At 72.9% G+C, this 25,462-nt stretch carries 23 protein-coding genes; 11 read left to right on the forward strand and 12 right to left on the reverse strand.

What is annotated here, in order from left to right; genetic code table 11:
• The coding region (locus O2W18_RS15195) for an LGFP repeat-containing protein (protein WP_442929142.1) at positions 1 to 286 on the forward strand (286 nt) is incomplete at its 5' end.
• A gap of 36 nt (positions 287 to 322) precedes the next feature.
• On the opposite strand, the gene O2W18_RS15200 is transcribed toward O2W18_RS15195, so the two are convergent.
• From O2W18_RS15200 to O2W18_RS15220, 5 genes are all read right to left on the reverse strand, one after another.
• Complete coding sequence (locus tag O2W18_RS15200; RefSeq protein ID WP_269188309.1) at positions 323 to 2,071, reverse strand: acetyl/propionyl/methylcrotonyl-CoA carboxylase subunit alpha; 1,749 nt, start codon at positions 2,069 to 2,071, stop codon at positions 323 to 325.
• Positions 2,072 to 2,149: 78 nt separating this feature from the next.
• Positions 2,150 to 3,580: a hypothetical protein gene (locus O2W18_RS15205; protein ID WP_269188310.1), complete on the reverse strand. Its 1,431-nt coding sequence runs from the start codon at positions 3,578 to 3,580 to the stop codon at positions 2,150 to 2,152.
• Between the two features lie 106 nt (positions 3,581 to 3,686).
• Positions 3,687 to 4,289, reverse strand: coding sequence for a Maf family protein (locus tag O2W18_RS15210; protein ID WP_269188311.1), 603 nt, complete (start codon positions 4,287 to 4,289; stop codon positions 3,687 to 3,689).
• Positions 4,286 to 4,504 (reverse strand): acyl-CoA carboxylase subunit epsilon, encoded by a 219-nt coding sequence (locus O2W18_RS15215; protein WP_269188312.1) that lies wholly within the window; start codon positions 4,502 to 4,504, stop codon positions 4,286 to 4,288. Before O2W18_RS15215 ends, O2W18_RS15210 begins: the two co-directional genes overlap by 4 nt.
• A complete protein-coding gene (locus O2W18_RS15220) occupies positions 4,504 to 6,132 on the reverse strand; it encodes an acyl-CoA carboxylase subunit beta (RefSeq protein ID WP_269188313.1) in 1,629 nt (542 codons plus the stop codon). The genes O2W18_RS15215 and O2W18_RS15220 overlap by 1 nt, the downstream gene beginning before the upstream one ends.
• Positions 6,133 to 6,152: 20 nt before the next feature.
• Between O2W18_RS15220 and O2W18_RS15225 the strand changes: the two genes are divergently transcribed.
• The 4 genes from O2W18_RS15225 (at position 6,153) to O2W18_RS15240 (ending at position 11,785) form a co-directional block, all read left to right on the forward strand.
• A complete protein-coding gene (locus O2W18_RS15225) occupies positions 6,153 to 6,983 on the forward strand; it encodes a biotin--[acetyl-CoA-carboxylase] ligase (RefSeq protein ID WP_269188314.1) in 831 nt (276 codons plus the stop codon).
• A 31-nt stretch (positions 6,984 to 7,014) separates the two neighbouring features.
• Positions 7,015 to 7,578 (forward strand): PH domain-containing protein, encoded by a 564-nt coding sequence (locus O2W18_RS15230; RefSeq protein WP_269188315.1) that lies wholly within the window; start codon positions 7,015 to 7,017, stop codon positions 7,576 to 7,578.
• A gap of 101 nt (positions 7,579 to 7,679) precedes the next feature.
• On the forward strand, positions 7,680 to 8,828 hold the full coding sequence (locus O2W18_RS15235; RefSeq protein ID WP_269188316.1) for an exonuclease SbcCD subunit D: 1,149 nt from the start codon (positions 7,680 to 7,682) through the stop codon (positions 8,826 to 8,828).
• Positions 8,825 to 11,785 carry an AAA family ATPase gene (locus O2W18_RS15240; protein ID WP_269188317.1) on the forward strand — a complete coding sequence of 987 codons (2,961 nt, stop codon included), beginning with the start codon at positions 8,825 to 8,827 and terminating at the stop codon, positions 11,783 to 11,785. The genes O2W18_RS15235 and O2W18_RS15240 overlap by 4 nt, the downstream gene beginning before the upstream one ends.
• Before the next feature lie 22 nt (positions 11,786 to 11,807).
• Here the strand turns inward: O2W18_RS15240 and O2W18_RS15245 are convergent, their stop codons facing one another.
• Complete coding sequence (locus O2W18_RS15245) at positions 11,808 to 12,299, reverse strand: GtrA family protein (protein WP_269188318.1); 492 nt, start codon at positions 12,297 to 12,299, stop codon at positions 11,808 to 11,810.
• 180 nt (positions 12,300 to 12,479) lie between these two features.
• Here O2W18_RS15245 and O2W18_RS15250 point away from each other — a divergent pair, with 180 nt between their 5' ends.
• The 5 genes from O2W18_RS15250 (at position 12,480) to O2W18_RS15270 (ending at position 17,450) form a co-directional block, all read left to right on the forward strand.
• Complete coding sequence (locus tag O2W18_RS15250; RefSeq protein ID WP_269188319.1) at positions 12,480 to 13,139, forward strand: SGNH/GDSL hydrolase family protein; 660 nt, start codon at positions 12,480 to 12,482, stop codon at positions 13,137 to 13,139.
• 273 nt (positions 13,140 to 13,412) lie between these two features.
• Positions 13,413 to 14,618: a 5-(carboxyamino)imidazole ribonucleotide synthase gene (locus O2W18_RS15255; RefSeq protein ID WP_269188320.1), complete on the forward strand. Its 1,206-nt coding sequence runs from the start codon at positions 13,413 to 13,415 to the stop codon at positions 14,616 to 14,618.
• An 11-nt stretch (positions 14,619 to 14,629) separates the two neighbouring features.
• On the forward strand, positions 14,630 to 15,130 hold the full coding sequence (purE, locus tag O2W18_RS15260; protein ID WP_036333774.1) for a 5-(carboxyamino)imidazole ribonucleotide mutase: 501 nt from the start codon (positions 14,630 to 14,632) through the stop codon (positions 15,128 to 15,130).
• 70 nt (positions 15,131 to 15,200) lie between these two features.
• Positions 15,201 to 16,355 carry an acyl-CoA dehydrogenase family protein gene (locus O2W18_RS15265; RefSeq protein ID WP_269188321.1) on the forward strand — a complete coding sequence of 385 codons (1,155 nt, stop codon included), beginning with the start codon at positions 15,201 to 15,203 and terminating at the stop codon, positions 16,353 to 16,355.
• 219 nt (positions 16,356 to 16,574) lie between these two features.
• On the forward strand, positions 16,575 to 17,450 hold the full coding sequence (locus O2W18_RS15270) for a class I SAM-dependent methyltransferase (protein WP_269188322.1): 876 nt from the start codon (positions 16,575 to 16,577) through the stop codon (positions 17,448 to 17,450).
• A 78-nt stretch (positions 17,451 to 17,528) separates the two neighbouring features.
• Here O2W18_RS15270 and O2W18_RS15275 read toward each other — a convergent pair whose 3' ends face one another.
• The 6 genes from O2W18_RS15275 to O2W18_RS15300 form a co-directional block, all read right to left on the reverse strand.
• On the reverse strand, positions 17,529 to 19,397 hold the full coding sequence (locus O2W18_RS15275) for a glycosyltransferase (RefSeq protein ID WP_269188323.1): 1,869 nt from the start codon (positions 19,395 to 19,397) through the stop codon (positions 17,529 to 17,531).
• A 221-nt stretch (positions 19,398 to 19,618) separates the two neighbouring features.
• A complete protein-coding gene (locus O2W18_RS15280) occupies positions 19,619 to 20,443 on the reverse strand; it encodes a DUF1028 domain-containing protein (RefSeq protein WP_269188324.1) in 825 nt (274 codons plus the stop codon).
• Positions 20,444 to 20,528: 85 nt separating this feature from the next.
• Positions 20,529 to 21,197 carry a CoA transferase subunit B gene (locus tag O2W18_RS15285; RefSeq protein ID WP_269188325.1) on the reverse strand — a complete coding sequence of 223 codons (669 nt, stop codon included), beginning with the start codon at positions 21,195 to 21,197 and terminating at the stop codon, positions 20,529 to 20,531.
• 1 nt (position 21,198) lies between these two features.
• Positions 21,199 to 21,996, reverse strand: coding sequence for a CoA transferase subunit A (locus tag O2W18_RS15290; RefSeq protein WP_269188326.1), 798 nt, complete (start codon positions 21,994 to 21,996; stop codon positions 21,199 to 21,201).
• Positions 21,997 to 22,037: 41 nt separating this feature from the next.
• Positions 22,038 to 22,829 carry a TIGR03089 family protein gene (locus O2W18_RS15295; RefSeq protein WP_269188327.1) on the reverse strand — a complete coding sequence of 264 codons (792 nt, stop codon included), beginning with the start codon at positions 22,827 to 22,829 and terminating at the stop codon, positions 22,038 to 22,040.
• Positions 22,829 to 24,364, reverse strand: a complete 1,536-nt coding sequence (locus O2W18_RS15300) for an LCP family protein (RefSeq protein ID WP_269188328.1) — start codon at positions 24,362 to 24,364, stop codon at positions 22,829 to 22,831. The genes O2W18_RS15295 and O2W18_RS15300 overlap by 1 nt, the downstream gene beginning before the upstream one ends.
• Before the next feature lie 259 nt (positions 24,365 to 24,623).
• Here O2W18_RS15300 and wzm point away from each other — a divergent pair, with 259 nt between their 5' ends.
• Positions 24,624 to 25,460, forward strand: a complete 837-nt coding sequence (gene wzm / locus O2W18_RS15305) for a galactan export ABC transporter permease subunit Wzm/RfbD (RefSeq protein WP_269188329.1) — start codon at positions 24,624 to 24,626, stop codon at positions 25,458 to 25,460.
• Positions 25,461 to 25,462: the final 2 nt, after the last annotated feature.

Raw genomic sequence — 25,462 nt, forward strand, 5'->3', positions numbered from 1 at the left:
GGAGGCTGGTCCGTTGGGTTATCCGGTGACCGGGTTGATCTGTGGGATGCGGGATGGTGGTTGTGGTCAGGTGTTCCAGGGTGGGCGGATCTACTCCTCGCCGGCCACGGGGGCGCATGCGATGAGCGGGGCGATCCACACCGCGTGGGTGCAGCAGGGCTATGAGGTGGGCCCGCTGGGCTACCCCTCCTCGGGCGCCGTCCTCGTTCCCGGCGGCACAGCCCAGGGCTTCCAGGGTGGCCGACTGGAACACGACCAGGTCACCGGACGGGTTGTCCGCTCGTGAGAGCGAGACCTGCCCGGGACGAGCCGATCGGGGGAGTTACTCGGCGTCGGCGATTGTGCAGAGGATGGCGCCGCTGGTGACGCTGGCGCCGACCTCGGCCGACAGCCCGGACACCGTGCCGGCCTTGTGCGCCGCGATCGGCTGCTCCATCTTCATCGCCTCGAGCACGACCACCAGGTCACCGGCGGCGACGGTGGCGCCGTCGGTCACCGCCACCTTGACGATCGTGCCCTGCATCGGGGCGGTGAGGGAGTCGCCGGAGGCGGCCGACCCGCCGCCGCTGCGCTTGCGCGGCTTGGCCGCACCGGCGCCCGGCGCCGCGCCGCCGGCGGCCAGCCCGGCGGGCAGCGACACCTCCAGGCGGCGGCCGCCGACCTCCACCACCACGGTCTGCCGCGGCTCGGGCTCGTCGGTCTCCGCGGCGGGGCCGTACGGCTGGACCTGGTTGTCCCACTCGGTCTCGATCCAGCGGGTGTGCACCGTGAACGGCTCGCTGGTGAAGGCGGGGTCGGCCACGACCGCGCGGTGGAACGGGACGACGGTCGGCATCCCCTCGACGACCAGTTCCGCCAGCGCACGACGGGCCCGCTGGAGGGCCTCGTCGCGGGTGGCGCCGGTGACGATGAGCTTGGCCAGCATCGAGTCGAACGCACCGGCCACCTCGCCGCCGGTCTCGACCCCGGAGTCCCAGCGCACACCCGGGCCCTGCGGGATCTCCAGCCGGGTCACCGGGCCGGGGGCGGGCATGAAGTTGCGGCCGGCGTCCTCGGCGTTGATCCGGAACTCGAAGCTGTGCCCGCGCGGGGTGGGGTCCTCGGTGATCTCCAACGGCAGGCCCTCGGCGATCCGGAACTGCTGGCGGACCAGGTCGATGCCCGAGGTCTCCTCGCTGACCGGGTGCTCGACCTGCAGCCGGGTGTTGACCTCCAGGAAGGAGATCGAGCCGTCGGTGCCGACCAGGTACTCCACGGTCCCGGCGCCGACGTAGCCGGCCTCGGCGCAGATGGCCTTGGCCGAGGAGTGGATCCGCTGCCGCTGATCGTCGGTGAGGAACGGCGCGGGGGCCTCCTCGACCAGCTTCTGGTTGCGCCGCTGCAGCGAGCAGTCCCGGGTGCCGACGACGACCACCGCGCCGTGCGTGTCGGCCAGCACCTGGGCCTCCACGTGCCGGGGCTTGTCCAGGAACCGCTCGACGAAGCACTCGCCGCGGCCGAACGCCGAGACGGCCTCGCGCACCGCGGAGTCGAACAGCTCGGGGATCTCCTCGAGGGTGCGGGCGACCTTCAGGCCGCGGCCACCGCCGCCGAAGGCGGCCTTGATGGCCACCGGGAGGCCGTGCTCCTGCGCGAAGGCGACCACCTCGTCGGCGTCCGCCACCGGGTCCTTGGTGCCGGGCACCAGCGGCGCGCCCGCGCGGGTGGCGATGTGCCGGGCGGCGACCTTGTCGCCGAGGTCGATGATCGCCTGCGGTGACGGCCCGATCCAGGTGAGGCCGGCGTCGATCACGGCCTGCGCGAAGTCGGCGTTCTCCGACAGGAACCCGTAGCCGGGGTGCACGGCGTCGGCGCCGGACCGGCGGGCGGCGTCGAGGACCTTGGCGATGACCAGGTACGAGTCACCGGGAGTGCTGCCTCCGAGGGCGAAGGCCTCGTCTGCCGTGCGCACGTGCAGCGCGTCCCGATCCGGGTCGGCGTACACGGCGACGCTGGTGAGCCCGGCGTCCCGGCAGGCGCGCGCCACCCGCACCGCGATCTCACCGCGGTTGGCGATAAGGATCTTCTGCACGCTTGCACCCCTTTGATTGGACCGGCTGGCACTTTAGCCAGTGCGGCTAGGCCGTCCGCCAGCGGTGCGGCCGGGGGCTCATGCGTCGATGAGTTCGTCGTCAGATGGGCTGAGCCCGTGCTCGACCACGCCGATTGGGCGGTCATTCGGGCCGGACGGTGCGGTGACGCCCGACCGCCGGGCACGACGCACCGTCTCGAGGTGTCGGCCCAGGAGCTCGGAGCCGACTTTCAGAGCCGTGGCCCGGAGCCTCAGGATCCCGTGCCGCTCGGTGTCTTCCGCTCTGTCCGTCGCCTGGCTCGTCCTCTCTGGACGGATCAGGTCGCTGGTGAGGGCGAGACCGCAGGGGCTGGGGAGGGGCTCGGGCTGACCAACGTCGACCGGCGTCCGCTCCAGCGTGGCGGACTGGATCGTCGCCTCAGAGGCAGTCGGCAACTCCTCAGCGAGTCGCGGCGGGACCTGGTCTCGGCGCAGGAGTCCGATGAGGGCGTCGAGGGCTGCATCCAGTACCTCGGGCTCCCCGATCGACCTCCGGTCGGGCTCGGGCGCGCACGGGCGGATGCGGAGGTCCTCCAAGTCGCCGACGACCGTGCACCCGAGCGCGGTCACCTTCGCGATCATCTCGTCGGCGTGCACCGAAGCCCAGGCACGGGCGGACTGCGGGAGAACGAGAGGAACCGAGTCGGGCCGCTGGGTCAACTCGGTCACTGCGAGGTCGTGCGTGATGCGTGGGCCGTACAGAGGCCATTCCAGGTGGTAGTCCAGCCGTTCGTTGAGCCGACGCAGCAGCTCGCTCTCTGCACGGCCGAGCGAGGTGTTGCGGTGGGACGTTGGTAGCGTGGCAACCGTCGGGTCGACGCCGAGAACCTGCGCGAAGCGGTGCCACAGCTGGGAGGAGCCGGCCCCGGTTTGCGGGAGCGTCACCACGTGCACCTGTGCGGGCGGCAGACTGGCTCCCCAGCGCCCCAGGACGGCGGCGATGTCCTGACGCCTCCAGAAGGCCTCCCCGTGTCCTTCCTCGCCGCGGGCCCAGGGGCGCATGACGTCCGGGCGCGACGTGTCATGTCGGACCACCTCGAGGAAGTCGGCGAAGGGCAGGTACCAACGGTTCTTGAGGTCCTCCTGCCAGACCGCGGGTAGCTGTCGGATCAGGTCGCGGCAGGTGACCACGACGTGCACCTCAGCGAAGTCCAGGTCGGCGACTGCCTGGGCAGCTGCGTCCTGGGACAGGTCGCCGAACAGTTCGTGAGAGATGACCGTCGTGTCCTCGTGGAGACGTGCCGCTTCGACCAAGCGTCCCCACGCGCCCGATACGGCCGGGTCGCGCCAGCCGTGGAAGTCCCCAGCGCTGAGCTCGACCGCAGCATGGAAGTGGTCGACCATCGACTCGCCGGGGACTGACACGCCGACCTCGGCGAGTTCGGCCCGGGACTGCCAGAGGAGTTCCTGGAGGTAGGTGGTGCCGGACTTCGGTGTCCCGACATGGAGGACCACGCGCCGCTGCGTCACCCGTGGAGGGTGACGGCCGGCCGGCCGTCCGCGTCGTCACGCATGAGGGATCTGCGACGTGTGTGGCTCCCGGCGGTGCGTGAGAAGACTGAGGTGCAGATCCGACTCAGCGTCGCCAGAGGTCGGTGATCGCCAGGCCGAGCTTGGCGAGCTGGGTGCGCAGCAGCGGCATCGAGAGGCCGAGCACCGCGGACGGGTCGCCCTCGATCCGGCGCACGAACGGGGCGCCCAGCCCGTCGAGGGTGAAGGCGCCGGCCACCCCCAGCGGTTCACCGGTGGCGAGGTAGGCCTCCAGCTCCTCCGGCGTCGGCGTGGCGAAGTGGACCACGGTGGAGGAGACGCCGACGTCCCGTTGTGCCACGCCGCCGTCCCGCACGTCGAAGACCGCCTGACCGGTGTGCAGGACGCCGCTGCGCCCGCACATCCGCTGCCAGCGGACCCGCGCGTCGGCGGTGTCGGCCGGCTTGCCGAGCGCCTGGCCGCGGAACTCGAGCACCGAGTCGGCGCCGATCACCAGCGCGTCGGTCTGGTCCGCGGCGACCGCGGCGGCCTTGGCGGCGGCGAGCAGGGCGACCAGTTCGCCGACCCGGGGCGCGGTCACCGCCGTCTCGTCGACGCCGCTGACCACCACCTCCGGGTTCAGCCCCGCCTGGCGCATCAGCTGCAGGCGGGCGGGGGACTGCGAGGCGAGCACGAGACGCCGGGTCATGACGCCCGCCCCGAGGCGCGCCAGCCACCGGGGCCGACCAGCAGCGGCCGGCGCAGCACGTCGGCCCGTTCGGCCCACGCCCCGACCGGGGTGGGACGCCGACGGGGACGGCGCTGGGACAGGGCCGCGACGACGACGGTGAGCGCGGCGAGCTCCTCGGCGCTCGGCTCACCGCGGACCACCTGGAGCAGTGCGGGCTGGGTCTGTTCGGTCATCAGAGTGGGATGTTCCCGTGCTTCTTGGCGGGCAGGGTCTGGCGCTTGTTGGCCAGCAGCCGCAGCGCCCGGACGACGTGGACGCGGGTGTGCGACGGCGGGATCACCGCGTCGACGTACCCGCGGTCGGCGGCGATGTAGGGGTTGGCGAGCGTGTCCTCGTAGTCGGTGACCAGCTCGGCGCGCAGCGACTCCGGGTCCTCGGCCGCGGCGAGCTCCTTGCGGTAGAGGATGCCGACGGCGCCCTGGGCGCCGATCACCGCGATCTGGGCGGTCGGCCAGGCCAGGTTGACGTCGGCACCGAGGTGCTTGGAGCCCATCACGTCGTACGCGCCGCCGTAGGCCTTGCGGGTGATCACGGTGATCTTCGGGACGGTTGCCTCGGCGTACGCGTAGATCAGCTTGGCGCCCCGCCGGATGATCCCGTCCCACTCCTGCGAGGTGCCGGGCAGGAAGCCGGGGACGTCGACGAAGGTGAGCACCGGGATGTTGAAGGCGTCGCAGGTCCTCACGAACCGCGCGGCCTTCTCGCTGGCGTCGATGTCCAGCGTGCCGGCGAGCTGGGTGGGCTGGTTGGCGACCACGCCCACCGGACGGCCCTCGACCCGGCCGAAGCCGATCAGGATGTTCGGCCCCCACAGCGCCTGGACCTCGAGGAACTCCCCGTCGTCGAGCACGTGCTCGATCACGGTGTGCATGTCGTAGGGCGTGTTCGGCGAGTCCGGGACGAACGTGTCCAGCTCGCGGTCGTCGTCCGTGAGCGCCTCGGGGAGGGCGATGTCCACCGGCGCGACCTCGATCGCCGGCAGCGGGTCGAGGTTGTTGCTGGGCAGGTGCGACAGCAGCGCCTTCACGTAGTCCAGCGCGTCGGCCTCGTCCTCGGCCAGGTAGTGCGCGACGCCGGACTTGGTGTTGTGGGTGCGGGCGCCGCCCAGCTCCTCCAGCGTCACGTCCTCCCCGGTCACCGTCTTCACCACGTCGGGCCCGGTGATGAACATCTGGCTGGTCTTGTCGACCATGACGATGAAGTCGGTGAGCGCCGGGGAGTAGACGTGGCCGCCGGCGGCGGCGCCCATCACCAGGGAGATCTGCGGGATGACGCCGGAGGCGTGCACGTTCCGCCGGAAGATCTCGGCGTAGAGGCCGAGGGAGACCACGCCCTCCTGGATCCGGGCGCCACCGCCCTCGTTGATCCCGATGATCGGGCAGCCGTTGCGCATGGCCAAGTCCAGCACCTTGACGATCTTCTCGCCGTAGACCTCGCCCAGGCTGCCGCCGAACACGGTGACGTCCTGGGAGAAGACGCAGACCGGCCGGCCGTCGACCGTGCCGTACCCGGTGACGACGCCGTCCCCGAACGGGCGCTTGGCGTCCATCCCGAAGTTCGTGGACCGGTGCCGGGCGAACTCGTCGAGCTCGGTGAACGAGCCGGGGTCCAGCAGCGCATCGATCCGCTCGCGGGCGGTCATCTTGCCGGCGGCGTGCTGCTTGTCGACCGCGCGCTGCGACCCGGCGTGCGTCGCTTCCTCCACCCGCCGCTCGAAGTCGGCCAGCTTGCCGGCGGTGGTGTGCAGGTCGAGGTCGGCAGGGACGGGTTCTCCCGCGCTCTCCAGTTCGGCGGCACTCACAGCGCCGTAGCGTAGGTGACGTGCCCGACAGTCCCCGCACCGCAGCTCCTCCCACCGATCGGCCGGGCCTCGACGCCGCCGCGCTGACCGCCGCCCTCACCCCCGGCAGCAGCCTGTGGCGGGCGGTCGGGGTGGTCGAGGTGGTCGGGTCGACGAACGCCGAGCTGGTCGCTCGGGCGGCCGAGGGCGCCGCCGAGGGGCTGGTTCTGGTCGCCGAGCACCAGGCGGCCGGGCGCGGACGGCTGGACCGCACCTGGGTCTCGCCGCCGCGGGCGGGGCTGACGGTCTCGGTGCTGCTGCGCCCGGACGTCCCCGCGGCCCGGCGGGCCTGGCTCTCGCTGCTGACCGGGGTGGCGCTGGCCGAGGCGGTCGGGGAGGTCACGGGCGTCCGCACGTCGCTGAAGTGGCCCAACGACCTGCTGGCCGCCGACGGCCGGAAGCTGGCCGGCATCCTGGCCGAGAGCTCGGGCACCGCCGTGGTGGTGGGGGTCGGGCTCAACGTCTCGACCCGCCCCGACGAGCTCCCCGACACCGGCACCTCCCTGGAGCTGGTGCGCCAGGAACCGGTCGACCGGGCCGCTGTGCTGCTGGCCTTCCTGCGGGTGCTGGAACGGCGCTACGCCCGCTGGGCGCAGGTGCTCGGTGACCCGGTCCCCTCCGGCCTCGCCCAGGACTACCTGGCCTGGTGCAGCACGGTCGGTTCCGCCGTGACCGTGACGATGCCCGACGGCTCGGCCCTCGACGGGGTCGCCGAGGCGGTGGACTGGGACGGCCGGCTCGTCGTCCGCACCGACGCGGGGGTCCTGGAGCTCGCCTCCGGCGACGTGCGACACGTGCGGCCGAGCCGGTGACGCGCCGAGCCGGGTAGGTCATCCTGGCGGCGTGGCCTACCCCGACAAGGTGCTCGGTGCCGATGAAGAGGTCGAGCGCCATCTGCACCCGCACTGGCTGACCGTCTTCTGGCCGATCGTGGCGTTCCTGGCGCTGGTCGGACTGGCCTCCTTCGGCGCCGCCATCGTCCCCGCGGGGGATCAGCAGGGGCTGTGGCGGCTGGTCGTCGTCGGGGTCGCCGTCGTGCTCGTGGTGTTCCTGGTCGTCACCCCGCTGCTGCGCTGGCGCACCACGCACTACGTGATCACCACCCACCGGCTGCTGTACCGGGTCGGCATCCTGTCCCGGCACGGCCGGGACATCGGCCTGTCCCGGATCACCGACGTCTCCTACCGGCAGACCCTGTGGGAGCGGCTGGTCAACTCCGGCACCGTCTCGATCGAGACGGCAGGGGAGGGTGGCCCGACCGTGTTCCGTGCCGTCCCCGACAGCGAGGGGGTGCAGCAGCTGCTCAACCAGCTCGTCGAGGAGGACGCCGACCGGCGGGCGCGGGAAAGCGCCGCGTACCTGGGCGAGCACCACCGCGTCGACACGCACCCGACCGAGCAGTTCTGAGCCGCACCAGCTCACCCCGGCTTCCCCACGGGTCCGCCCGGACCGGTCCGTCACGGCGTGCCTGGACGGTTCTGTCGGAGGGGACACCTAACGTCCCGGGCATGCGGCTGCTGCACACCTCGGACTGGCACATCGGCCGCTCCCTGCACGGCACCGACCTGCTCGCCGAACAGGAGCAGGTGCTGGGCGGGCTGGCCGACGTCGTCCGCGCGGAGTCCGTCGACGTGGTCCTGGTCGCCGGTGACGTCTACGACCGCGCCGTCCCCTCGGCCGATGCCACCGGGGTGCTCGACCGGGTGCTGATGCGGCTGCGCGGCGCCGGCGCCCAGGTCGTCCTCACCCCCGGCAACCACGACTCGGCCCGCCGGCTGGGCTTCGGCGCGGGGTTGCTGGCCCGGTCCGGGGTGCACGTCCGGGCAGTGACCCCCACGCTCGACGAGCCGGTGCTGCTGAGCGACGAGCACGGTGACGTCGCGGTGTACGGCCTGCCCTACCTCGAGCCGGAGGTGGCCCGGCACGAGCTGGGGCTGCCCGACGCCCGTGGCCACGAGGCGGTCGTTGGCGCGGCGATGGACCGGGTCCGGGCCGACCTGTTCCTCCGCCCGGGCACCCGGTCGGTCGTGCTCGCGCACGCCTTCGTGGGCGGCGGGCTCCCCAGCGAGAGCGAGCGGGACATCTGCGTCGGTGGGGTGGACCTGGTCTCCGCCGCGATCTTCGACGGCGTCGACTACGTCGCACTGGGGCACCTGCACCGGCCGCAGTCCCTCAGCGACCGGATCCGGTACAGCGGCTCGCCGCTCGCCTACTCCTTCGGCGAGGCCGGTCAGCAGAAGCAGGCCTGGCTCGTCGACCTGGACGCCCGCGGCCTGGCGCAGGTGCAGCCCGTCCCGCTCCCGGCGCCCCGTCAGCTGACCGTGCTGCGCGGCGAGCTCGCAGAGCTGCTCGCCGACCCGGAGCTGGCGGCGGTGACCGAGCACTTCGTGTCCGCCCAGCTGACCGACGCGGTCCGGCCGGCCGACCCGATGCGCCAGCTGCAGGGCCGCTTCCCGCACGCGGTGCACCTGGAGTGGGCCGGCACGGGCACCGCCGTCGACCAGCGCAGCTACACCGAGCGGCTGGCCGGCCGCAGCGACCTGGAGGTCGCCGAGGAGTTCGTCGCCCACGTCCGCGCGGTGCCCGCCACCCCGGCCGAGCTCGAGCTGCTCGGCCGTGCGCTGGCTGCGGCCGCGCACGAGGAGTCGCTGGCATGAGGGTCCACTCCCTCTCCCTGACCGCCTTCGGGCCGTTCGCCGACCGGGTCGAGGTCGATCTCGACGACGTGGGCCGAGACGGGCTCTTCCTGCTCTGGGGCCCGACCGGAGCCGGCAAGACGACGCTGCTCGACGCGGTCGTGTACGCCCTGTACGGCACCGTCCCCGGGGCCCGGGGTGAGGAGAAGCGGCTGCGCAGCGACCACGCCGACGAGCAGGTGCGCACCGAGGTGACCTGCGAGGTCACGCTCGGCGGGGAACGGCTGCTGGTCGTCCGCCGGCCCGAGCAGCAGCGGCCCAAGCGGCGCGGCACCGGCTGGACGACCGAGCAGGCCAAGCTCACCGTCCAGCGGTGGACGGCGGACGGATGGGAGCCGGTCAGCACCCGGATCGACGAGGGCTCCGAGCACCTGCGGAGCCGGCTGGGCCTCTCGGCCGAGCAGTTCTGCCAGGTGGTGTTGCTGCCGCAGGGTGACTTCGCGCGCTTCCTGCGCGCCGAGCCGGAAGACCGTGGCCGGCTGCTGCGCACCCTCTTCGACGTCGGGCGCTTCGCCCGGATCGAGGACTGGCTCGCCGACCAGCGCACCGTCGCGCGCGGGCAGTGGGAAGACGTACGGCTGCGGGCGAGCACGCTGCTCGCCCGGGTGGCGCAGGTCGCCGACGTCGACGTGCCCGAGGAGCTGGCGCCGGAGCTGGTCGGCGCCACGCCGCACGCCTCGGCCGGCGCCTGGGTGCAGCGGGTCCGGGCCGAGGTGGCGGCACGGCTGGCCGAGCAGGAGCGGGAGGCCGAACGGGCGGCCACCGAGGTCCAGCGGGTCGACGCCGTGCTGGCCACCGCCCGGGCCGAGGTCGACCGGCACGACCGGCGCGAACGGGCCCGGGCCGAGCTCGGCCGGCTGGAGGCCGAGGCGGCGGAGCTGCTGCCGTTGCGTGCAGCGCTGGACGCCGGGAGTCGGGCCGAGCCGGTCCGGGACGTGCTGGAGGCGGCCGGCCGTGCGGCACTGGACGCCGAGGGTGCGGCGGACCACCTGGCGTCGGCCCGTGACCGCTGGGCGGCGGTGGCCGCCGGCCGTCCGGCCGACACGGCCCTCTCCCGGGCCCTGCGGGACGAGATCGCCGCACTGCGGGCTCTGCTGCCCGACGTCGACCGTGCTGCCGAGCTGGCTCGCGAGGTCGGCCAGGCCACCAGCCGGGTCGAGGCCCTCCACGCCCGCTGCGCCGGCGACGAGGCCGCTGCGCTGGAGTGGCCGGCCCGGCTGGCAGAGCAGGAGGCCCGGGTCGTCGAGGCTGCGGAGGCGGCATCGAGCCTGCCCGGGCTGACCGCTGTGCTCGAGGGGCGGCGTGCCGCCCTCGCCGCGGCCCGGGCCGCCGGTGAGCTGGCCGGGCGGCGGAAGGAGCAGCGCAGCGCCGTCGACGCCGCCCGGGAGGCGTGGCTGGACGCCCGCGAGACGTGGGGCGACCTGCGCACCCGGCGGCTGGAGGGGATGGCCGCTGAACTCGCCGCCGGTCTGGCCGACGGCCAGGACTGCCCGGTGTGCGGTGCGCTGGAGCATCCACGGCCGGCCCGGCACGGCGGCTCCGTGGTGGCCCAGGCCGATGAGAACGCCGCCCGCGCCGTCGCGGAAGCGGCCGAGAGCCGGCTCGCCGATCTGCGCACCGCGCTGGAGGAGACCGACCGGGAGCTGGCGGTGCTCCGGGCCCAGGCCGGGCCGGAACCGCTGGCCGACAAGGAGCACGCGCTCGCCGAGGCGGCCCAGCAGGAGGCGCAGGCACGCACCACAGCCGGGGTCCTGGACGGGGCACGCCGGGCGCTGGCCACGCTCACCGCCGAGCGGGACGCCGCCCTGGCGGCCGCCGCCGCAGCCCGCGAGGAGCTGGCTCGGCGGACAGCCGAGCGCGCGGCAGCGCAGGAGACGCTCGCGACGGTGCAGCAGCGGCTGCTCGCCGCGCAGGGGGAGGACCGCGGCATCGCCCCCCGGATCACCCGCCTCACCACCGAGGCCGAACGGTGCGAGGCCCTCGTGGAGGCCGAGGGTGCGGAACTCCGCGCCCGCACGGCGGCCGATGCAGCGCGCCGGCTCGCCGAGGAGCGCGTCGCCGACGCCGGGTTCCCCGACCTGCTGGCCGCCGCGGACGCGCTGCTGGACCGGGCCACCGCCGCCTCGACCGGTCGGCGGGTGGCCGAGCACGACCAGCGGTGGTCGGTGGTCACCGCGACGCTCGCCGAGCCGGAGCTGGCCGACCTCGCGCCCCGGCCGGACCTGGACGCGCTCACCGCCACGTGCCGAGAGGCAACGAGCACCCGGGAGGACGCCGTGGGTGCACTGGCTGAGGTGCGCCGCTGCGCCGACGCCCTGGAGTCGCTCACCGCCGACCTCACCGAGATCGAGGTGGAGCTGGACGAGTGCCGGGCCCGGGCCGAACAGGTCACCGCGCTCGCCGACCTGGTGAACGGCCGCGGGGCCAACACGCTCCGGATGCGGCTGCAGTCCTTCGTGCTGGCCGCCCGGCTGGAGCAGGTCGCGGCGGTGGCCAGCCGGCGGCTGCGGGACATGTCCGGCGGCCGGTACACGTTCCTGCACAGCGACGCCCAGGGCCGGCACGGGGCCCGGGGCGGGCTGGGTCTGGACGTGCTCGACGAGCACACCGGCGCTCGGCGGCCGACGAAGACCCTCTCCGGTGGCGAGAGCTTCATGGCCTCCCTGGCTCTGGCCCTCGGACTGGCCGACGTCGTCACGGCCGAGAGCGGCGGGGTCCGGATCGACACCCTCTTCGTCGACGAGGGCTTCGGGACCCTGGACCCGCAGGCGCTGGACGCCGTGATGACCGTGCTCGACGAGCTCCGCCGGGGCGGCCGCACCGTCGGGGTGATCAGCCACGTGGAGGAGCTGCGCACCCGGATCTCCAGTCGCCTGGAGGTCGTCGCCGGCCGGCAGGGCTCGCGCCTCGCCGCCTGACCAGCTGCGCCTCGGCTCTGCGCTATCGCCGGGTCGGGGTGGCTGCTGGGGTGGGAACCGCAGCCGGGTGATCGGGGGCGAGGAACACCCAGCGTCGGTAGGACAGGAACCGGATCACCGTACCGACGGCGATCGAGCCGATGTTGGCCACCTGGAGGACGAGTGGCTCCGTCTGGCCGAGTGGGTAGCGCACGGCCGCCACCACGCCGAGCGACAACAACAGGGTCAGCCCGTTCACCATGGCGAACACGAGGTACTCCCTGCGCACGCCGGTGTGGGCCCGATGGCTGAAGGACCAGTACCGGTGCGCGACGAAGGCCACCGACATCGAGACCAGCGTGGACAGCAGTTTTGCGGTCACCGCACCCGTGCCGAGGTGGGCGTACAGCACCTGGAAGAGGCCGACGTCGAGCACGAAACAGGCGAACCCCACCACGCCGAACGCGCCGAGCTCTTTGACCAGCCGGCGCCGGACCGCGGCCGGACCGCGGCCGGCGACCCCGCTGCTCCGCACGACGCCACTGTACGTAGCGGAGGTCCGGTCCCGCAGACGCACCAGACGGCGGTGGGCTTGGCGCCCGGATTCGGGGATGATGGTCCCGTGCGGGCTAGGGCTGGGGCTGGGGCTGGGGCTGGTGTGGTGGGTCGGCGACGTCAACGGGCAGCCCGGACGGTGTGGGCCTCGCTCGTCACCGTGACCCTGTCAGGTTGCGCCGCCTCGGCGGGTGACGAGGAGGTGGCGGCCCGGGTCAGCAGCTCGGCGCCGGTGTCCTCAGCGGTCGCGGATCCGACCAACGCGACGTCCTCGACCACTCCGGCCGTCCGGAGTCTGACGTTCACGGCGGTCGGTGACTCCATCACCGCCGGCAACGTCCCCGACGGCGTCGCCGTGCCCTACAGCGGGTCCTGGGTGCCGGCGGCCACCGGCGGAGCACTGGAGTTCGTGCCGAGCTGGGCTGTCTCCGGCGCCACGACGCAGGACATGCTGGCTGGTGTCACTCCCATCGTCGCTGACGTGGTGGTGGTCATGGCGGGAACCAACGACCTCACCTCGATCCCCTGGGAGGTCTCAGCCGCCAACATCAGGGGCATCGTCGACTCGGTGGGCGTCGACGACGTCGTGCTGTCGGCCGTTCCGCCCTTCGACCCGGCGCCCGAGGTGGCAGTGGCGTTCAACGGTCGGCTGGAAGCGTTGGCGGCTGACGAGGGCTGGCGCTTCTTCGACCCGTGGGCCGACCTATCCCTGGAGGGCACGTACGCCGCCGGGGCAAGCACGGACGGCGTCCACCCGACGCCGGAGACCGCCAGCCTCGTCGGTACCCGAGTTCGGGGCGAGCTGCTCTCCCGGCCCTAAGGTTCGCGCCCTGGGGGCGAGCGGTCGGTCAGCGCGTTCGCCGCCTGACGGGTCAGCGCACACGTAGCCGTCCGTTCCCCCACACCTCTCGCACTCCGGCCCGAGCCGCTCCGTGCACCTGGTGACCGTCCGTCAGGGGGGGGGGGGGGGGGCCGGGGGGCCCCCGCCCCGCCCCCCCCCCCAGGTCGGCGCCGTCCGCTCACGCCACCGGTCGCGGGCGTCCGGTACCGGACGGGCGTGGGCGGACGGCGGTTCATTAGCATCGTCGCCGAGATGACCACCTCCCTGGACCCCCGTACAGGCCTGCCCGTCGTCGCGATGGTGGGCGGCGGACAGCTCTCCCGGATGACGCATCAGGCGGCGATCGCGCTCGGTCAGTCGTTGCGGGTGCTGGCCGCCGAGTCCGCCGAGTCCGCCGCACTCGTCGCCGCCGATGTCCAGCTCGGCGACCATCGCGAGCTCGCTGACCTGCAGCGCCTCGCCGACGGCGCGACGGTCGTGACCTTCGACCACGAGCACGTGACCACCGAGCACCTGCGCGCACTCGAGGCCGCCGGTCACCGGGTCGCCCCGGGCCCGGCCGCCCTGGTGCACGCCCAGGACAAGCTGGTGCTGCGCCGGGCGCTGGCCGAGGCGGGGGAGCCGCAGCCGGCCTGGGCGGAGGTCACCACGGTGCACGACGTCACGGCCTTCGCCGACGGCGTCGGCTGGCCGGTGGTGCTGAAGACCCCGCGCGGCGGCTACGACGGCAAGGGCGTCTTCGTCGTCTCCGGCCCCGACCAGGTCGCCGACCTCCTCGAGCGGCACGGCACCCTGCTCGCCGAGGAGCGGGTGGCCATGGTCCGCGAGCTGTCGGCGCAGGTGGCCCGCTCCCCGTTCGGCCAGGTCGCGGTGTGGCCCGTGGTCGAGACGATCCAGCGGGACGGCGTCTGCAACGAGGTGCTCGCCCCGGCGCCCGGTCTCGCCGAGGAGCTGGCCACCGCCGCCCAGGAGCTCGCCGTCCGGATCGCCGACCGGCTCGGCGTGGTGGGCATGCTGGCCGTGGAGCTGTTCGAGGCCGCGGAGGGGGTGCTGGTCAACGAGCTGGCCATGCGCCCGCACAACTCCGGGCACTGGACCATCGAGGGCGCCCGGACCAGCCAGTTCGAACAGCACCTGCGCGCCGTCCTGGACTACCCGCTGGGGTCCACGGCGATGACCGCGCCGGTGGTCGTGATGGCCAACGTGCTCGGCGGCGCGACCGCGGACGCAGGCTGGGACGGGCCCGGCCTGGACGAGCGGGTGCACCACCTGATGGCGCACTGGCCCGACGTGAAGCTGCACTGGTACGGCAAGGGGCAGCGGCGCGGCCGCAAGCTCGGGCACGTCACCGCGCTGGGCGAGGACCTGGCCGAGGTGCGCGCCCGCGCGGTGGCCGCGGCCCGCTACCTGGCCGACGGCGTCGTCGACCCGGCGTTCGCCTTCGAAACCGAGCACTGAGGAGTGGCTCTGTGAGCGACCCGATCGTCGGCATCGTCATGGGCAGCGACTCCGACTGGCCGATGATGGAGCCGGCCGCCCAGGCGCTGGCCGAGTTCGACGTCCCGTGGGAGGCGCACGTCGTCTCCGCGCACCGCACCCCGCGGCGGATGCTCGACTACGCCGAGTCCGCCGCGGGCCGGGGCCTGCGGGTGGTGATTGCCGGCGCCGGGGGAGCAGCGCACCTGCCCGGGATGGTCGCCGCCGCGACGCCGCTGCCGGTGATCGGTGTGCCCCGGCCGTTGGACCGGCTGGACGGGCTGGACAGCCTGTTGTCGATCGTGCAGATGCCGGCCGGCGTCCCGGTGGCGACGGTGTCGATCGGCGGCGGGCGCAACGCCGGCCTGCTCGCGGTGCGCATCCTGGCGGCCGGCGACGACCGGTTGCGCGCCGCCGTGGAGCGGTTCCAGGCGGACCTGGCGGCGTCGGTCGTCGCCCGGGACGACGCGCTGCAGCAGCGGATCGCACCCTGACCGATCACCACCCCGCCGTGGGGTGAGTCGCTTCTTCCCTGGGCAGCCCGGCCGGGCTTAGCATCTACTGGTGGGTAACAACGCCGGGCCGTACGCGCTGACCGAGGAGCACGAGGCGATCCGGGAGGCGGTCCGCGAGATCGCCGAACGGGAGATCGCCCCCTTCGCTGCGGAGGTGGACGGCGACTCGCGCTACCCGGTGGAGGCGCAGAAGGCGCTCACTGCGGCGGGCTTCCACGCCACGCACGTGCCGGAGTCCTACGGCGGTGAGGGCGCCGACGCGATCGCCACCTGCATCGTGATCGAGGAGGTCGCCCGGGTCGACGTCAGCGCCTCGCTCATCCCCGCGGTCAACAAGCTCGGCTCGGTGCCGGTGATCTTGTCGGCGTCCGAGGACCTGAAGCAGCGGGTGCTTCCCTCGATCGCCGCCGGTGACGCGATGATCAGCTACGGGCTGTCCGAGCGGGAGGCGGGCTCCGACGCGGCGGCGATGCGGACCCGGGCGCGGCTCGAGGGCGACAGCTGGGTGCTCAACGGCACGAAGGCCTGGATCACCAACGCCAGCGTCTCCGAGTGGTTCACGGTCATGGCCGTCACCGACCCGGAGAAGGGCGCCAGCGGCATCTCCGCGTTCGTCGTGCACCGCGACGACCCCGGTTTCGCCGTGGGGCCCAAGGAGAAGAAGATGGGGATCAAGGGCTCGCCGACGTGCGAGCTCTACCTCACCGACTGCACCATCCCGGCCGACCGGATCGTCGGGGAGCCCGGCACCGGGTTCAAGACGGCGCTGCGGACGCTGGACTTCACCCGGCCGACCATCGGCGCCCAGGCGGTCGGTGTCGCCCAGGGCGCACTGGACGCCGCGATCGCTTACACGAAGGACCGTCGCCAGTTCGGCTCCGCGGTCAGCGACTTCCAGGGCGTCCAGTTCATGCTCGCCGACATGGACATGAAAATCCAGGCCGCCCGGCACCTGGTGTACGTCGCTGCAGCGGCCGGTGAGCAGGGGAGCCCCGACGTCACCCGGGTCTCCGCCGCGGCCAAGGCGTTCGCCTCTGACGTCGCCATGCAGGTGACCACCGACGCCGTCCAGCTGTTCGGCGGCGCTGGCTACACCCAGGACTTCCCGGTCGAGCGGATGATGCGGGACGCGAAGATCACCCAGATCTACGAGGGCACCAATCAGGTGCAGCGCATGGTGATCGCGCGGAGCCTCCTGAGGTAGGACGCTCGACCGGCGGCCCGCAGGTCGAGCGTGCGGTGGGGGCCCGGCGGGCCTGCGGGTCGGTGGTCCGTTCGTCCTCGCCGCGACGGTCCGCTCGCCCGGAGCTCATCGATCGGCGGCGGCCCGCTGCGTCGGCATCCTTCCCGGACGGGCCCTGCCGCGCTGACACGCCCATCGGTCGCGCTTTCGTCGGCCCCCGTTCACTGCGAGGATGTCCCGGTGCTGAGAACCGTGCGCGAGCGACTTCGCGAGAAACTGGGCCGCGCTCTCCAGGAGTACGTGGTCGCAGAGCTGCGGGAGCAGGCCGAGGCGAACAGGGCCGCGGTGCAGGCCGCCGCCGACGGCCTGCGGGTTGAGCTGGACCGGGTGGCTCGTGAGCTCCGCGAGGAGCAGGTCGCGGCGGCCGATCGTCTCGATGCGTCGATGCGTGCGTGGGAACGTCGTCAGCGCCGCGATCTCCTGACGGCCAACGACGCCCACGCCGTCGACGCCTCGGCGCGCTTCGTGCACGCAGAGATGGTCCAGGCCACCCCGTACTTCGCGAAGGACGACACCCTCGCTGCAGCGCTGAAGGCGGCCCCGGCCTCGGGACTCCACCTGGAGTTCGGAGTGGCCAGCGGGGGCACGCTGCGGCAGATCGCCGAGGCGGCACCCCCCGGGACCGTCTTCGGCTTCGACTCCTTCGAAGGCCTCCCGGAACACTGGCGGGCCGGCTTCGATGCCGGTGCCTTCGCCATGGACGCACCCCCGGAGGTGCCCGGCGCCGAGCTGGTGATCGGCTGGTTCGACCAGACCCTGCCCGGCTTCCTGGCCGAGCACCCCGAGCCGGTCGCGTTCCTCCACCTGGACGCCGACCTGTACTCCTCGACGGTGACCGTCCTGGAGGCGCTCGAGGGGCGGCTGCGGGTGGGCACGGTGCTGCTGTTCGACGAGTACTTCAACTTCCCCGGCTGGGAGCAGCACGAGCACCGCGCGTGGACCGAGTTTGTGTCCCGGACCGGTGTGGAGTTCGAGTATCTCGGCTTCACCGCCGACGACGAGCAGATGAGCCTGCGGATCACCGGCGTCCCGGGCCGCGCGGCCGCAGCCGGCTGAGCCTACCGCCCGGAGAACGGCGAGACGACGAAGCGCCCGAGACCACACGGTCCCGGGCGCTTCGTCCGTACAGGTAGGTCAGGAGGCGTCGAACAGGCGTGCCCAGTTCTCCCGGCTGGTCAGCTGTGGCATGGCCGCCCGGTACTCCGCGCGCAGGCTCGCTGCCTGCCGGATCAGCCGATAGCAGGCCTTGGCGCCGCGGATGCCGAGCTCACGGGCAGCCTCGGGGTCCCGCCGCCGGATGCGCACGCCCTCCTGCGAGGAGTCCGTGACGACGGTCGTCTCGAAGCGGGAGACGTGGTACCAGCTCGCACCAGCGGCGGGGATGGCCACCGGGTGCTTGATGGTGCGCCCGAGGGCCTGGCCGACGACCCGCCTGGCCAGCACCAGGCGGGACAGGCTCGGCGGCGGGCCGGGCGGGGTGATCGAGACGTCCGCGGCGCGCAGACCCGGCATCGAGGCCGCCGGGTGCCGCACGGTCTCGCCGTACGCCGCGCGCTCCTTGCGGATCTCTGCGGCAGCGGCGACACCGCCGTCCTGTAGGACGGCGGGGCCCTGGCAGAAGTCCTCGACCGCCTTGATCAGCGTGTGCGCGAGGCCGTACTGCATCGACAGCAGGTAGCGCCCCAGCTGCGCCGCGAGTCCCCGGGCCACCTGCCGGCCGTCGAAGTCGCTGTGAAGTGCTGCGGTGACCATGGCGTTGCGCAGGTTGAAGTACCGGTGCCAGTCGTCCCAGTCCTTCCAGCCGAAGTCGGCGTGCCACACGCCGGCGCCGGGCAGGGTGATGGTCGCGTAGCCGGCCTCGCGGGCGCGTACGCCGTACTCGATGTCGTCCCACTGGAAGAAGAGCGGCAGGGGAAGGCCCACCTCGGCGACGATCTCGGCCGGGATCAGGCAGGACCACCAGCCGTTGTAGCCGGCGTCCACCCGGATGTCCTGCTGGTTCTCGATGGCGTCCGCAGCGGTCAGCGCGTTCGGCGACGCGATCCCGGCTGCCAGCAGCGGGAGGTCGGCGGTCTCGGCGCCGACGTGCAACTGGTCGGGGTGCAGCAGGTACAGCATCTGGGCGCCGATGATCGCCGGCTCGGCGGTGCTGTTGGCCATCGCGTTGAGGCGCACGACGGTCTCCGGCTCGCACAGCACGTCGTCGTCCATGAAGATCACGTTCGCGTGCTCGGTGCCGGGCATGCCGGCCACCTCGAACAGACCGCGGGTGAACCCGCCGGCGCCGCCGAGATTGGGCTGGTTGATGTAGACCAGGCGCGATCCGAGGGTGGCGGCGATCTCGGCGAAGCCGGGACGCGAGTCGACCCGGTCGGTGCCCTGGTCGACCACGTAGACGGCGTCGGCGGTCTGCAGCGAGGCCGGGTCGTCGGCGATGGCCGCCAGCGTGTTCAGGCAGTCGTCGGCCCGGTTGTAGGTGCAGATGACGACAGCGACCGGCCGCAGCCGCTCCGGCGGTGCCACCGTCCACACCAGGTCGGAGACCTCGAGCTCGGCCCCGGCGGTCTCGAACTCCAGCCACAGGGCCCCGCCGTCGAGGAAACGGTCGATCCGGCCGACCAGCTCCAGCGCGTCGGTGCCCTTGACGTCGGCGACGGCGATGGAGCGCTCGTCGCCCTCAATGTCGCTTGCCCGCATCGATACTCGGCCCGCGCCGGAGACCTGGGCGGTGACCCGCACCTCGGTGTGCGTGGTCCAGCGCTGCCAGTAGCTCGCCGGGAACCGACCGAAGTAGGTGTTGGTCGTGACGTGCGAGTTGTCTTCCAGCCGCAGTCGGGTCCGCTCGCGGTGTGCGCGGCCGCTTTTCGCGCGGGAGTACATGTCGTCGGAGACCAGTCGGGAGGGTCCGCCGAACAACCCCCGTTGGGCGACGAGCCGCTCGGGCGGCGCGTGCTCGACCAGCGCCTCCTGTACGGCGTCGGCCGTGGTTGGGATGTTGACCATGTGCGTGAGTCCTCCCGGTGCTGCGAGGGCGTCTCGACCCCTCGTCCTGCGTCGGTGCCCCGACGAGGCGGGAGCGACCCCCCGGGGGTCGGATCCGGCGCCGGGCACCCTTTGTCTGCTCGGATCCGGACGGCTCGGCGCGGGTCCGCGCCCGGCCGGTCGGTCGTCATGGCCAGGCTAGCAAGCCCGCCGGGGAAGAGGTGGCCGATGTGGTGGCCGGGTCAGGTGTCGAGCAGGCGGGAGACTGCGGCCAGTCGGGCGTTCCCGGCCATGGAGGCGAGCCAGGTCGACCAGCCCGGGCGGGCGCGCACCGCCTCCAGCGCGCTGCGGGCTCCGGCCCGGTCCCCGCGCCGGGAGGCGGCCAGGGCCGCGTACAGGTCCCGGGCGCCCTCCGGGGCGAAGACGGCGAGGGTCTCGTAGTCGCGCTCGTCGTAGGCGCGCTGCAGGTTGCGCAGCATCCGCAGCTGGGCGACCGGGTCGCCGGAGTCGTCGACCCGCAGGTCCACCCGGACGCCGTCGTCGTCGTCGCTGGCCGGGACCCCGCTCACCACCTGCAGCGCGGCGGACTGCCGGCCACGCAGGTCGCCGCCGGCGTCCTGCCCCGCGGTCAGCGCGGCGATCAACCGATCGGCCAGCGCCCCGCTGGTCGCGGCGAGGGCCTGCGCCATGGCGGGCAGGACGTCCGGCGACGCCAGCATGTTGCCCTGCACGCTGAACCCCTCGCCCAGCACGTGGCCACTGGTCGGCAGGGACCCCGGGCCGGTGTCGGCGGCCACCCGGCCCGCCGGGTCCAGGACGGCGATCTGCCGGTCGGCGTCCTCGGCGTCGTGCGCGGCCCGGCGCACCAGGTCCTGCGGCGAGGCGCCATCGGCCAGGCCGGCCAGCAGGGAGGTGCCCAGCCCTCGCCGGCTGCGCGCCTGGACCGCGATCACCCCCACCCCGGGCCGGACCGTGGGAACGGCCCGGCCGACCGCCAGGATGCAGGAGGAGACCGCGATGCCCAGGTCGCCCGTCGCGGCGTCCCGGGCGATGACGGAGAAGGTCATCGGCTCTCGTTCCTGGATCGTGCACGGCCTCCCTGTAGGGGCCCGCGCCGAGCGTGCGAGGCGTGGGGGGCAGGGGGGTCCTTGCTCAGACTGTGGCCGGCAAGGCCATGGTGGGCACCTCGCCGCCGACCCGCAGGGGGGCGCCGGTGGCGGCGACGACCTGCTCGACGGTGACGCCCGGTGCGGTCTCGCGGAGCACGAGCCCGGCGTCGGTGACGTCGATGACCGCCAGGTCGGTGATCACGCGGTCGACGCAGGTCTTGCCGGTCAGCGGCAGGGAGCACTCCTCGACGATCTTGGGGGAACCGTCGCGGGCGACGTGCTCCATCATCACGATCACCTCACGGGCACCGTGCACGAGGTCCATCGCCCCGCCCATCCCGTTGACCATCTTGCCGGGGATCAGCCAGTTGGCCAGGTCACCGCGGGTGTTGACCTGCATCGCACCCAGGACGGCGACGTCGATGTGGTGGCCGCGGATCATGCCGAAGGACAGCGAGGAGTCGAAGAAGCTCGCCCCGGGCAGGATCGTGATCGTCTCCTTGCCGGCGTTGATCAGGTCGGCGTCCTCCTCACCCTCGAAGGGGTAGGGGCCGACCCCGAGCACGCCGTTCTCGCTCTGCAGCACCACGTGCACCCCGTCGGGGATGTGGTTGGGCACCAGGGTGGGCATGCCGATGCCGAGGTTGACGTACTGGCCGTCCTGCAGGTCGAGGGCGACCCGGGCGGCGAGTTGGTCGCGGGACAGTGCCATCTCAGGCCTCCGTGGTCTCGGTGCCGGCGGCTGCGGGAGCGGCTGCACCCGGACGGGGACGGGTGGTGCGCCGCTCGATCCGCTTGCCCTCCGGGCCCACGACGACGACGCGCTGGACGAACACCCCGGGCAGGTGCACCGACTCAGGGAGGATCTCCCCGGGCTCGACCAGCTCCTCGACCTCGGCGATGGTGATCGCCGCGGCCATGCCGCACAGCGGGTTGAAGTTGCGCGCCGACTCGTGGAACACCAGGTTGCCGTGCCGGTCGCCGACCGCTGCCCGGACCAGGCCGAAGTCGGCGGTCAGCGCGGTCTCCAGCACGAAGTCCTGGTCGCCGAAGCGACGGACCTCCTTGGGCTCGCTGGTGACCACCACGTTGCCCTCGGCGTCGTAGCGCACCGGGATGCCGCCGTCGGCCACCATCGTGCCCACCCCGGTGGGGGTGTAGAAGGCCGGGATCCCGGTGCCACCCGCACGGAGCCGCTCGGCCAGCGACCCCTGCGGCGTCAGTTCGACCTCCAGCTCGCCGGAGAGGTACAGCCGCGCCAGCTCCTTGTTGCCGCCGACGAAGGAGCTGATCGTCTTGGCGATCCGCCCGGCGTAGAGGAGCACCCCGAGCGCCTGGTCGTCGACCCCGCAGTTGTTCGAGATCGTCGTCAGGTCCGACGCGCCCTGCTCCAGCAGTGCGTCGATCAGGGCGACCGGCACCCCGCACAACCCGAACCCGCCGACCGAGAGGGTCGCTCCGTCGGGCACGTCGGCCACGGCCTCCCGTGCGCTCGCGACGACCTTGTCCATGCGCTGACCACCATCCGTTCGAGGGCTGGGCAGGTGGTGCGTCAGGCGGGGCGGCCCAGCTCGCGGATCCCGTCGAGCTTCAGCCCGAGCGTAGCGGTGACCCGTTCGGTCTCCGCGCGACGGAGCAGGCCGGACGGTGCGGCCGCGCGGCAGAGCACCAGCGAGGCCCCGGCGGCCAGCGGGGCGAGCAGCCACGCCACCGGCCCGGCCTCCGTCGCCGCCTGCTGGTCGACCAGGACCCGGTCACCGGCGACGAGGCCCAGCCGCCCGGCCAGTTCGGTCGCCGTCTCGACCAGGGCGGCCAGGCTCAGCTGGCCTCCGCCGAGCACCAGCCCGACCCCGGCGGGGTCGACCGGCTGCCAGGGGGCGAACACGTCACCGTGCCCCCGCACCTCGAGCGCGAAGTCGCGCGCCGGGCCGGTGTAGCCGGTCATGCCCATGCCCAGTGGGTGCAGGGACAGGCCCAGCAGCTCGTCCAGGCCCAGCTCCTCCAGGGCGGGCAGCCGGTCGGCGTCGGCCAGCACGACGTCGGCGTCGGTGAGCCGGTCATCGTCCTCGGCGGCGGTCTCCCAGACCGCGGCGCCGCAGCTCCACACCCCGAGGAGCACCGCGGCGGTCTGCCAGTGCACCGGCAGGGCCAGGCCGACGGTGCTGCCCGGGCCGACGTCGAACTCCTCCTGGAGCAGGTTGGCGGTCTTGGCCACCCAGTTGGCCAGGGTGGTGGCCGACAGCTCGGTCCGCTCGCCGGAGACGTCGTCGTAGAAGGTAATCAGCGGGGCCGCGGCATCGCGGCGGAGGGCTGCGACCAGCAGGTCCGCGGGTGTGGGCCGCATCAGTTGATGCACCCGGTGTCGGCGGCGGTCCGGGCGTCCTCGCCCTCCGTCACCGGCGCCGGGGGTGCGGCGGTCACGGCCTGCCCCACCCCGTTGAAGTCGGATCCGAGCACCAGCTGGACGGTACCGGTGACCGCGTCGTCGACGACCTTGGTCACCGCACCCGGGATCTGGGCGGCCAGCGCCGCCGCCAGCGCCTCTTCCCCGGCGGCGTACCGGATCTCGGTGACCTCGTAGTCCATCGAGTCGGCGTTCGCCGTCCCGGTGACCGGGAAGCCCGCCGCCGTCAGCTCGTCGCCGGCGCTGCCGGCCAGCCCGGAGATGCCGGAGCCGTTGTAGACCTCGACGTCGACGTCGGCCGGGCTGACGACCTTTGCGGCCTCGGGCGTCGGGGCCTCCGCCGCCGGCTCGGGGTCCGCACTGAGCTCGGCGAAGAAGACGTGCAGCGTGTCCTCGTCCTCCAGACGCAGGATGTAACGGCCGTCCTCGTCAGCGTCGTCGCCGACGTAGGGCACGGTCTGGAAGTCGATGCTGTCGGCGGTCACCGACTGCATCTGCTGCGCCAGCTGCAGCAGGTTCAGGTTCTGGTCGATCGTCAGCGACTCGGACGCCGCCGCGACCAGCTCCCGCTGCTTGCTCAGGTCCAGCAGGACCTCGTCGGACAGCATCTTGCGGAGTACGCCGGCGATGAACACCTGCTGGCGGATGATCCGGTCGAAGTCGCCGCGGGGCAGCCCGTGCCGCTGACGGACGAACTCCAGCGCATCGGCGCCGCTGATGGTCTGCGGGCCGGCGGGGAAGACGGCGCCGGAGTAGTACGAGTCGTCGACGGCCTGACAGAGGTTGACCTCGACGCCGCCCACCGCGCTGCTCAGCTCGAAGAAGCCCAGCAGGTCTACCTCGGCGTAGTGGTCGATGCGCAGCCCGGTCAGCTGGCTGATCGTCTGCACCAGCAGCTGGGAGCCCTGCGCCGACCTGGCTGCTTCCGAGGCGCCGTCCGGGACATTCTGGCGACCGTAGGCGTAGGCGGCGTTGAGCTTCCCCTTGCCGTGGCCGGGGATGTCCACGTAAGAGTCGCGCGGGAAGGAGACGAAGGAGGCCTTGGTGCCGTCCGCGGGCACGTGCACGAGAATCACGGTGTCGGTGTTGATCCCGGAGTCCTCCCCGGCGTTGAGCTGCGCGAGCTGCTCCCCGGTGAGGTTGGCGCGGCTGTCGTTGCCGACCAGCAACAGGTTCATCGCCTCACCGGTCTGGACGGCCTGGTCGTTGCCGGAGTCCGGGATGGCGTCGGTGCGATTCACCGACGCCTCGGCCACCCGGGTCAGGTACCAGCCCCAGCCACTGCTCGCCAGCACGGTGACCGAGAGCAGCGCGGCCACGATGCGCCCGGTCCACGCCAGCCGACGTCCGGCCGGGAAGGCCGCGGCGCCGGCGCCGCGGTGGCGGGGCGGGCGGCCGGCACGAGGGTCCAGCTTCGGGGGGAGCGGGCGGCGCGGTGCCTGCGGATCCTGCCCGTCGTGGTCGTCTCTGCGCATGTCCTGGTCCCTCACGTCGAGGTGCCGACGTCGGTCTGCTGACCGGGTGGTCAGTCGTCCAGCGGCGTGATCGAGGGCGACTCTACGACGCAGGGCTGTGTCGGCTGGTCGATTCCGGACCTCGACGGCTGCCGTGTCCGGCTCCCCGTGACCCAGGAGTCACACCGGACTCAGGAGTGGTCGGCCGTGCCCTTGACGCAGGGTGTGCACGGGCGGTTCGCTCCGAGGAGCGCTTCGGGCCGCAGGTAGCGTGCCGGTCATGACCCCGAGTGTGACCGCAGCCGGTCGTAGCTGGCAGCGTGCCTTCGACGACCTCGGCCAGGGGTGGCGTCAGCGGCAGCTGTGGGGACACCTGGGCTGGCAGGACATCCGGCAGCGCTACCGGCGTTCCGTGCTGGGACCCATCTGGATCTCCATCACGATGGCCGTCACCGCCGTCGCCCTGGGCATCCTCTATGCGGGTCTGTTCGGCAACGACCTGTCGACCCAGCTGCCGTACATCCTCGTCGGCTTCATCATCTGGGGCTTCATCAGCGGCTGCATCGCCGAGGGAGCCGAGGTCTTCATCGCCAACGTCGGCCTGATCACCCACCTGCCGGCGCCGCTGAGCGTCCACGTGTACCGCCTGGTCTGGCGCCAGGTGCTGTTCTTCGTGCACAACCTCGTCGTCTACGCCGTCATGTTGATCGTGTTCCCGCAGTCGCTGGACTGGTCGTCGCTGCTCGCCTTCCCGGCCTTCGCCCTGCTGGTCGCCAACGGCGCCTGGGCGGCCCTGCTGCTGGGCATCGTGACGACCCGGTTCCGCGACCTCACGCCGATCACGCAGTCGTTCGTGCAGTTGGCGTTCTTCATGACGCCGATCGTGTGGATCTACGAGGACCTCATCAACAGCGCCAACGAGTCGATCGCCGAGCGCGCCCGGCTGGCCGAGCTCAACCCCTTCCTGCACTTCGTCGAGATCCTGCGCCGGCCCATGCTGGGTGAGTCGATCGAGTGGCGGAACTGGCTCGTCGTCGCCGTCATCACGGTCGTTGGTTGGGCGCTGACGCTCGTCGCGCTGCGCCGCTACCGTTCCCGAATCGCGTATTGGGTGTGACC

Origin of the sequence: Modestobacter sp. VKM Ac-2983, from assembly GCF_026967885.1 — a bacterium.
In the GTDB taxonomy this organism is placed as follows: Bacteria; Actinomycetota; Actinomycetes; order Mycobacteriales; family Geodermatophilaceae; genus Modestobacter.

What these genes read in the sequence shown, in the direction of transcription:
- O2W18_RS15210 (WP_269188311.1), bottom strand. Translation starts at nt 4,289, where the DNA reads ATGACCCGGCGTCTCGTGCTCGCCTCGCAGTCCCCCGCCCGCCTGCAG.
- O2W18_RS15215 (WP_269188312.1), bottom strand. Translation starts at nt 4,504, where the DNA reads ATGACCGAACAGACCCAGCCCGCACTGCTCCAGGTGGTCCGCGGTGAG.
- O2W18_RS15235 (WP_269188316.1), top strand. Translation starts at nt 7,680, where the DNA reads ATGCGGCTGCTGCACACCTCGGACTGGCACATCGGCCGCTCCCTGCAC.
- O2W18_RS15240 (WP_269188317.1), top strand. Translation starts at nt 8,825, where the DNA reads ATGAGGGTCCACTCCCTCTCCCTGACCGCCTTCGGGCCGTTCGCCGAC.
- O2W18_RS15255 (WP_269188320.1), top strand. Translation starts at nt 13,413, where the DNA reads ATGACCACCTCCCTGGACCCCCGTACAGGCCTGCCCGTCGTCGCGATG.
- O2W18_RS15275 (WP_269188323.1), bottom strand. Translation starts at nt 19,397, where the DNA reads ATGGTCAACATCCCAACCACGGCCGACGCCGTACAGGAGGCGCTGGTC.
- O2W18_RS15280 (WP_269188324.1), bottom strand. Translation starts at nt 20,443, where the DNA reads ATGACCTTCTCCGTCATCGCCCGGGACGCCGCGACGGGCGACCTGGGC.
- O2W18_RS15285 (WP_269188325.1), bottom strand. Translation starts at nt 21,197, where the DNA reads ATGGCACTGTCCCGCGACCAACTCGCCGCCCGGGTCGCCCTCGACCTG.
- O2W18_RS15290 (WP_269188326.1), bottom strand. Translation starts at nt 21,996, where the DNA reads ATGGACAAGGTCGTCGCGAGCGCACGGGAGGCCGTGGCCGACGTGCCC.
- O2W18_RS15295 (WP_269188327.1), bottom strand. Translation starts at nt 22,829, where the DNA reads ATGCGGCCCACACCCGCGGACCTGCTGGTCGCAGCCCTCCGCCGCGAT.
- O2W18_RS15300 (WP_269188328.1), bottom strand. Translation starts at nt 24,364, where the DNA reads ATGCGCAGAGACGACCACGACGGGCAGGATCCGCAGGCACCGCGCCGC.
- wzm (WP_269188329.1), top strand. Translation starts at nt 24,624, where the DNA reads ATGACCCCGAGTGTGACCGCAGCCGGTCGTAGCTGGCAGCGTGCCTTC.